The organism is Gelidibacter japonicus (assembly GCF_010725055.1).
Taxonomy (GTDB): Bacteria; Bacteroidota; Bacteroidia; order Flavobacteriales; family Flavobacteriaceae; genus Gelidibacter; species Gelidibacter japonicus.
Genome location: NZ_BJKB01000007.1, coordinates 123,177 through 131,668, shown reverse-complemented (window position 1 = coordinate 131,668; position 8,492 = coordinate 123,177). Strand labels below are relative to the sequence as shown.

Below are 8,492 nucleotides of genomic sequence, written 5' to 3'. Positions count from 1 at the left end.
CTCGTGATGAAGCCACTCCTCCTTTAAAAGGAGGAGAAGTTTAGATTATGATTAGATTTGAAATGAGGCGTATATTTTTAAATAATACCGAATCAAAAACTTCCTTCCCTTTTTTAAGGGAAGGTGGCTTTAAGCTCCGGAGAGAGCTTAAAGACGGAAGGGTTGTTTTTCTAAATGATCACCAATGAAATCAAACATCCATAACCGAAAGTATCTTTTAGAGCGGAGGAAAGAATTGCGAAATAATTCCACATCCGCTGAAGCGACCTTATGGAAGTCACTACAGAGAAATCAATTGGATGGACGAAAATTCAGAAGGCAACACAGTATTGAAAATTATATCGTCGATTTTTATTGTGCCTCTGAAAAATTAGTAATTGAATTGGATGGTGCAGTTCATTTGGATTTTGCAGTTGGTAATTATGATTATGAGAGGGAACAAAAATTGAAATCTCTTGGATTTAAGGTGCTGAGGTTTGAAAACAAAGAGGTTTTTGAAAATTTGGAAAGCTTGCTGAATGAAATAAAACGGAATTTTGCATGAGAACAACCACCTCGCCTGCCTGTCGGCAGACAGGTCTTCATCCCGACTCTCGTGATGAAGCCACTCCTCCTTTAAAAGGAGGAGAAGTTTAGATTATGATTAGATTTGAAATGAGGCGTATATTTTTAAATAATACCGAATCAAAAACTTCCTTCCCTTTTTTAAGGGAAGGTGGCTTTAAGCTCCGGAGAGAGCTTAAAGACGGAAGGGTTGTTTTTCTAAATGATCACCAATGAAATCAACATCCATAACCGAAAGTATCTTTTAGAGCGGAGGAAAGAATTGCGAAATAATTCCACATCCGCTGAAGCGACCTTATGGAAGTCACTACAGAGAAATCAATTGGATGGGCGGAAATTCAGAAGGCAACACAGTATTGCAAATTATATCGTCGATTTTTATTGTTCCTCTGAAAAATTAGTAATTGAATTGGATAGTGCAGTTCATCTGGATTTTGCAGTTGGTAATTATGATTATGAGAGGGAACAAAAATTGAAATCTCTTGGATTTAAGGTGCTGAGGTTTGAAAACAAAGAGGTATTTGAAAATTTGGAAAGCTTGCTGAATGAAATAAAACGGAATTTTGCATGAGAACAACCACCTCGTCTTCATCCCGATTCTCGTGATGAAGCCACTCTTCCTTTAAAAGGAGGAGAAGTTAAGGTGGTGAGTAAAATTTTTAAATATAGCATAATTAAAACTTCCTTCCCTTTTTAAGGGAAGGTGGCTTTAAGCTCAGAATAGAGCTTAAAGTCGGAAGGGTTAAATCCTAATAAAAAAATTAAAATATAAATCACACTCAGACCTCACAGGTTTTATCCCGATAGCTATCGGGACTGTGAGGTCTTTAACCATGACCAAGCTACTAACCTACATAAAACGCCACAAATTTAAATCGGCCATTATTATTATAGTAGTGGTGGTTTATTATTTTTGTTTGCCGCGCCAATTGTTTAAAGATCCAACGGCAACGGTCATTACAAGTTCTAACAACGAACTTTTAGGAGCCATGATTGCTGAAGATGGGCAATGGCGATTTCCGCAAAATGATACCGTACCAGAAAAGTTCAAAACCTGCATTCTTCAATTTGAAGATGCATATTTCTATCATCATCCCGGATTCAATCCGGTGTCTATTTTTAAAGCCTTAAAAGAAAACTTAAGTTCGGGTGGTGTGAAAAGAGGCGGCAGTACCATCACACAACAAGTTATCCGGCTATCCCGAAAAGGACAGTCAAGAACCTATTTTGAAAAAATTAAGGAAATAATTTTTGCTACCCGATTGGAATTGAGAGCCTCTAAAGAAAAAATTCTCTCCTATTACAGCAGTAACGCACCTTTTGGAGGGAATGTTGTGGGACTGGATGCTGCATCATGGCGTTATTTCAATAGAGATGCCTCACAATTGTCATGGGCAGAAAGCGCCACTTTAGCGGTTTTGCCCAATGCACCAAGTTTGATCTATCCCGGTAAAAACCAAGAACAACTGTTTAAAAAACGCAATCGGTTATTGGAAAAATTGATGACACAAGGAGTTATCGATACCTTGACCTATCAATTATCCATAGCTGAAGGATTGCCCCAAAAACCGTATCCGTTGCCACAGATTGCACCACATTTACTTCAAAAAGTGACCCAAACGCATTTTGGACAGTACGTTCAGACCACCATCAAAAAACCGATTCAGGAGCAAGTCAACAGAATTGTTTATAACCACTATAACACTCTCAAACAGAACGAAATTTACAATGCAGCGGTGTTGGTTTTAGATGTTAAAGCCCGTAAAGTCTTGGCGTACGTTGGCAATACGCCCACCGATAAGGAACACGAAAAAGACGTGGATGTCATTGATAAACCGAGAAGTACCGGCAGTATTTTAAAACCGTTTTTGTATGCCGCCATGTTGGATGCCGGAGATCTCTTGCCCAATACTTTGGTAGCAGATGTGCCCACACAATACGGAAGTTACAATCCTGAAAATTATGACAAACAATACGATGGGGCAATTCCTGCAAGTCGCGCCTTGTCACGTTCGTTGAATGTGCCATCGGTGAGGATGTTGCAGGAATTTGGATTGGATCGGTTTCACCATTATTTAAAAGCATTGCAATTAAAGGATTTGCAATACAACGCCAATCATTATGGTCTGTCGCTCATTCTTGGTGGCGCTGAAAGTAATCTGTGGGACTTATGCAAAAGCTATGCATCCTTATCATCGACACTTAATCATTTTAATGAGACCTCCAGCGAATATTTCAGCAATGAATTTTGTGAACCCACATTTTTAGCAGATAAAACCATTGACTTTGGCAAAAGAACATCTGATAAAACCTTATTTGATGCGGCTTCCATTTATTTGACTTTTGAAAGTTTAAAAGAAGTGAATAGACCTGAAGGCAATGAAAACTGGGAGTTTTATGACAGCTCCAAACAGATTGCCTGGAAAACAGGAACGAGTTTTGGATTCAGGGATGCTTGGGCCATCGGTACCACTAAAGATTATGTGGTAGGGGTTTGGGTTGGAAATGCTGACGGAGAGGGCAGACCAGGTTTGGTTGGTGTGCAAACGGCGGCACCAATTTTGTTTGATGTGTTTGATGTCCTTCCCAAAAGCGATTGGTTCACCAAGCCTTACGACGAAATGCAGGAGGTTGAGATCTGTTCACAATCGGGTCATCGAGCCTCTCCAAATTGTGAAAGCAAAGAACCAAAATTTATCCAATTGGCTGGATTAAAAACGGCCCCCTGTCCTTATCACATCTTGGTACACTTGGACAAGAATGAACAGTACCAAGTCAATTCATCTTGTGAGGACCTAGGTAATATGGTCCATAAATCGTGGTTTGTGCTGCCACCACTAATGGAATATTATTATAAAGCCCAAAATCCGTTCTATAAACCGTTGCCATCATTTCGAGAGGATTGTCTGGGGGAGAGTACCATTGTTATGGAATTTATATATCCGAAGGAAAACAATACCATTTTTTTACCTAAGGATTTTGACGGACAAACCAATGATTTGATCCTGAAAGTGGCCCATTCCAAACCTGAAACTTTGGTGTTTTGGTATCTGGATGAACGTTATTTAGGGAGCACCACAGACATCCATGAATTCGCCATGCAGCCAAAACAAGGTAAACATTTGATTACTGTCGTTGATGCATTTGGCAATGAAAGTAAGCGCTGGATTGAAATTTCAGAATAATGCGTTCCAATCAATCTATAAAATGACTATTTTTGTTTTTAACCTTTCAAACAAAAAACCATGTACGAAACAGTAAAAATGTTACATTCCTATTGGGCCTATTTGACCCTTTTATTGATTGTAATCGCTACTTTAAACGCTTTGTTTAAATATTTTGGAAAGAAGGAATTCCATCCTTTGGATTTTAGAATTTCTTTATTCACCCTTATTGTATCACATATCCAATTGCTTATTGGTATTGTTTTACTCTTTGCCTATCTGGACGTTATTTCAGGAGCGGGAATGAAAGAAATTATGGGCAACAGCATATTGAGATCAAATGTTGTGGAACATCCTCTGATGATGATTATTGCAGTGGTTTTAATTACTATTGGTTACTCTAAGCATAAAAAGAAATTGACTTCGGTACCAAAATTCAAAGTGTTGGCTATTTTTTACACCTTGGCACTGATTTGTGTCTTGGCAAAAATTCCGTGGAATACTTGGTTCTAACAAATCATTTTAAATTCCTATTCATAAAAAAACCAGAGCTATAAACTCTGGTTTTATTTTTTGTATGTTTTTATTTCAATGGAATGTATTTGCAATCTTTAGAGCTTTAATCGACTTTAGACGCTATATACAATGAGCCAATTCTTTTGGATCAGCAACCAAGTCTTGATTCCCTGCCTGCAGGCAGGTTGATTCTAAAAGCGAAGCGGTCTTGGTTCTAATCTTATCTATTCATGTTTTTCATTTCGTCAATAAAGGTGTCAATGTCAACACCGTTGGCAACGAGCGTTAATGCTTTGTCCACAATATATTTGACGTTATCCGTTCTAAAACCTAAGCCAATAGCAATTTTTTTCAATAACACCTCTTCCCCGTCACCTTGGATATGGTCAACATGTACCATACGCGCCAAATCAAATAAACGTTCTAAACGTCGGTCATATGATGTAGGTGGGTTTATGGGATGAGATTGATAATTTCTAAGAATGCTTTTATAATCATCTTCACTAATGTCTAAACTGTGTGCTAAGCGATCTAAAAACGCTTTTTCATCGTCGGTTATGACACCATCATCCATGGCCACTCTGACAATTGAGGCGAAATGATCCTCATTTCGCTTTTTAAATCCGCTATCGAATAAATCTGAAATTGACATATTTTTTTGTTTTAATCGCCACGTTTTGTGGAAATCAAAACTACATATTTTTTTTATTACTGACCTAAAAAAATATTATGAAAAAAGGTGGTCAATTTTCTTCATCTCTATGAAGGGATGAAACTTGACTTATCAATTTCTTTTAAGATTAAATTCACAGTGGTAATATCGTACATATAAATTCTAAACTTTATATTTACAGAAAATAAATTGTCTTGAGTAAATCACATCTCTCGCAAGCTTATGCACAGACTTTGCAAACGCAAAATCTGCAAGATGCTATTGCCATAAACCAAAGTAAAACACATTTAAAAGGACTGATTGGGTCCTCTTTAAGTTTCGTTATTTCGGAAAGCTTTAAGACCGCAGAATCACCTTTTTTGATGGTTTTTAATGATAAAGAAGAAGCTGCTTTTTACCTTAATGATCTGGAATTGCTGATCAACGATAAGGACGTGCTTTTTTATCCAGGAAGTTACAGACGTCCTTATCAAATTGAAGAAACCGACAACGCCAATGTGCTTTTGCGCGCAGAGGTATTAAACCGAATCAATTCTCGTAAAAAGCCTGCGATTATTGTGACTTATCCCGATGCTCTTTTTGAAAAAGTAGTGACACGAAAGGAGTTGGAACGCAATACTTTAAAGATTGCGGTGAATGATAACCTCTCGATCGATTTTGTAAACGAAGTGCTTTTTGAATATCAATTTAAACGGGTGGATTTTGTCACTGAGCCTGGTGAGTTTTCTGTACGCGGCGGAATCGTCGACGTGTTTTCATTCTCTAACGATGAGCCCTATCGAATTGAGTTTTTTGGAGATGAAGTAGATAGCATCAGAACTTTTGATGTCGAAACACAATTATCTACCGTAAAAATAAAAAAAATCAATATTATTCCTAATGTTGAAAATAAACTTTCCAATGAGACTCGTGAGAGTTTCCTGAAATATATTTCTGAAAAAACAATCGTCTTCACTAAAAACTTAGATCTACTGTTTTCAAGAATTGACGATTTCTATGAGAAAGCGGAAGAGGCTTTTAAAACCCTTTCCCAAGAAATAAGACGGGCTTCACCAGAAGAATTGTTTTGCAGTTCTTCATTTTTGAAAAGACAATTGCTGGATTTCACTTTGGTTGAATTTGGCTCTTCGCCGGTGCTGAGCACGAAACTAGTAGAGTTTCATACCACGCCACAACCATCTTTCAATAAACAATTTGACTTACTGATTGAGAATTTGAACAGTAATCATGATAAAGGTTACACCAATTATATCGCTTGTGCAAGTGAACAACAGGCCAAACGTTTTCACGACATTTTTGAAGATGTCAGTACGGAGCGCCATAGGGCATTGGAACATGGGGTTCACTACCAAACCATTGTCTTGTCTTTGTATCAGGGATTTATTGATCATGACAACAGGATAACTTGTTATACCGATCATCAAATCTTTGAGCGTTACCACAAATTCCATATTAAAAATGGCTATGCCAAAAAACAGGCCATCACATTAAAGGAATTGACCAATCTGGATATTGGCGATTATGTCACCCATATCGATCACGGAATAGGACGGTTTGGCGGACTTCAAAAAATTGATGTTGAAGGTAAAAAACAAGAGGCCATCAAACTGATTTATGGCGAACGTGATGTACTTTATTTGAGCATTCACTCTCTCCATAAAATATCCAAGTTTAATGGTAAAGATGGCAAGCCTCCAAAAATCTACAAACTTGGTAGTAATGCCTGGAAAAACTTAAAGCAAAAGACAAAAACAAGGGTTAAGGAAATTGCCTTTAATTTGATTCAATTGTACGCCAAACGAAAATTGGAAAAAGGTTTTCAATACAATCCAGATAGTGCTATGCAACTGGAGTTGGAGGCCTCTTTTATTTATGAGGATACACCAGATCAGAGTACTGCAACTGCTGATATAAAAAATGATATGGAAAGCGAACGTCCTATGGATCGTTTGATCTGTGGAGATGTGGGCTTTGGTAAAACCGAAGTGGCTGTTAGAGCTGCATTTAAAGCGGTGGATAATGGTAAACAAGTGGCTGTTTTGGTGCCAACCACTGTTTTGGCCTACCAGCATTCCAGAACATTTACAGAGCGATTGAAAGATTTTCCGGTGACTGTCGATTATTTAAACAGATTTAGAACTGCAAAAGAAAAACGGGATACGCTTGAGCGTCTTGAAAGCGGTAACTTGGATATTATTATTGGAACCCATCAATTGGTCAACAAAAATGTAAAATTCAAGGATTTGGGGCTATTGATCGTTGATGAGGAACAGAAATTTGGGGTGGCGGTCAAGGAGAAATTAAAAACACTCAAGGATAATGTAGACGTGTTGACCTTAACAGCAACACCAATCCCAAGAACCTTACAGTTTAGTTTAATGGCAGCGCGTGATTTATCGGTCATAACAACGCCTCCCCCCAACCGATATCCTATAGAGAGTCATGTCATTCGATTTAACGAGGAAGTGATCCGTGATGCCGTGACCTATGAAATTCAACGTGGTGGACAGGTGTTTTTTATCCATAACCGTATAGAAAACATCAAGGAAGTTGCGGGTATGATCCAACGCTTGGTGCCTGATGCTAAAATTGGGATCGGGCATGGCCAATTGGAAGGTAAAAAATTAGAGCAGTTAATGCTTGCTTTTATGAATGGCGAATTTGATGTTTTGGTCAGTACCACCATTGTAGAAAGTGGCTTGGACGTGGCAAATGCCAATACGATATTCATTAATAATGCCAATAATTTTGGTTTGAGCGATTTGCACCAAATGCGAGGTCGTGTGGGACGAAGCAACAAAAAGGCGTTCTGTTATTTTATCACCCCAGAATATTCAGCCATGACCGATGACGCTCGAAAACGAATAACAGCCTTGGAGCAGTTCACTGAGTTGGGAAGCGGATTTAATATCGCCATGAAGGATTTGGAAATTAGAGGGGCAGGTGATTTGTTGGGAGGTGAACAAAGCGGATTTATCAACGACATTGGTTTTGACACCTACCAGAAAATATTGAATGAGGCTATAGAAGAATTAAAGGAAAATGAATTCAAAGATCTGTACCAAGACGAGCATATAGAACGGGATTATGTCAAGGATATCACCATCGATACAGATTTTGAATTGTTGTTTCCAGATGATTATGTGAATAATATTGCGGAGCGTTTGAATTTATATACCAAATTGAATGAGATCAAAACGGAGGAGGAACTTCAAAAGTTTGAAACCGATATCATCGATCGTTTTGGTGAAATGCCGAAACAGGTAGTCGATTTATTAAATAGTGTCCGTATCAAATGGGTGGCTACAAAGATAGGTCTGGAGAAAGTTGTGATGAAGCAAGGGAAATTGATAGGATATTTTATAAGCGATCAGCAAAGCGCATTTTATCAAAGTGCAGGATTTAATAAAGTGATACAGTATATCCAAATGCATCCATCCGCTGGAAAAATGAAAGAAAAACAAACCCGGACAGGGCTGCGTTTATTGCTTACCTTTGAACATATTAAAACGGTTAAACAGGCTTTAGCTGTTTTGCAGCCTATAGTGGCGTGATTATTGAAGCTTTGAATTATT

At 38.1% G+C, this 8,492-nt stretch carries 6 protein-coding genes; 5 read left to right on the top strand and 1 reads right to left on the bottom strand.

Features of this window, described 5'->3' with window-relative positions; translation table 11 throughout:
• The first annotated feature begins 184 nt into the window (after positions 1 to 184).
• The 4 genes from G6N06_RS09175 to G6N06_RS09160 all read left to right on the top strand — a co-directional run bounded on the left by G6N06_RS09175 (position 185) and on the right by G6N06_RS09160 (position 4,241).
• On the top strand, positions 185 to 544 hold the full coding sequence (locus G6N06_RS09175; RefSeq protein ID WP_163516112.1) for an endonuclease domain-containing protein: 360 nt from the start codon (positions 185 to 187) through the stop codon (positions 542 to 544).
• A 222-nt stretch (positions 545 to 766) separates the two neighbouring features.
• Entirely contained in the window at positions 767 to 1,135 is a 369-nt protein-coding gene (locus G6N06_RS09170) for an endonuclease domain-containing protein (protein ID WP_163516110.1), read from the top strand.
• A gap of 262 nt (positions 1,136 to 1,397) precedes the next feature.
• Positions 1,398 to 3,749 (top strand): penicillin-binding protein 1C, encoded by a 2,352-nt coding sequence (gene pbpC / locus G6N06_RS09165; protein WP_163516108.1) that lies wholly within the window; start codon positions 1,398 to 1,400, stop codon positions 3,747 to 3,749.
• Positions 3,750 to 3,809: 60 nt separating this feature from the next.
• Positions 3,810 to 4,241, top strand: a complete 432-nt coding sequence (locus G6N06_RS09160) for a hypothetical protein (protein WP_163516107.1) — start codon at positions 3,810 to 3,812, stop codon at positions 4,239 to 4,241.
• Positions 4,242 to 4,464: 223 nt separating this feature from the next.
• On the opposite strand, the gene G6N06_RS09155 is transcribed toward G6N06_RS09160, so the two are convergent.
• Complete coding sequence (locus G6N06_RS09155; protein ID WP_163516105.1) at positions 4,465 to 4,896, bottom strand: tellurite resistance TerB family protein; 432 nt, start codon at positions 4,894 to 4,896, stop codon at positions 4,465 to 4,467.
• A 215-nt stretch (positions 4,897 to 5,111) separates the two neighbouring features.
• On the opposite strand from G6N06_RS09155, the gene mfd reads away from it, so the two are divergent.
• The gene (gene mfd, locus G6N06_RS09150) at positions 5,112 to 8,471 is read left to right on the top strand and encodes a transcription-repair coupling factor (RefSeq protein WP_163516103.1); all 3,360 of its coding nucleotides are present in this window, start codon (positions 5,112 to 5,114) and stop codon (positions 8,469 to 8,471) included.
• Positions 8,472 to 8,492 lie beyond the last annotated feature (21 nt).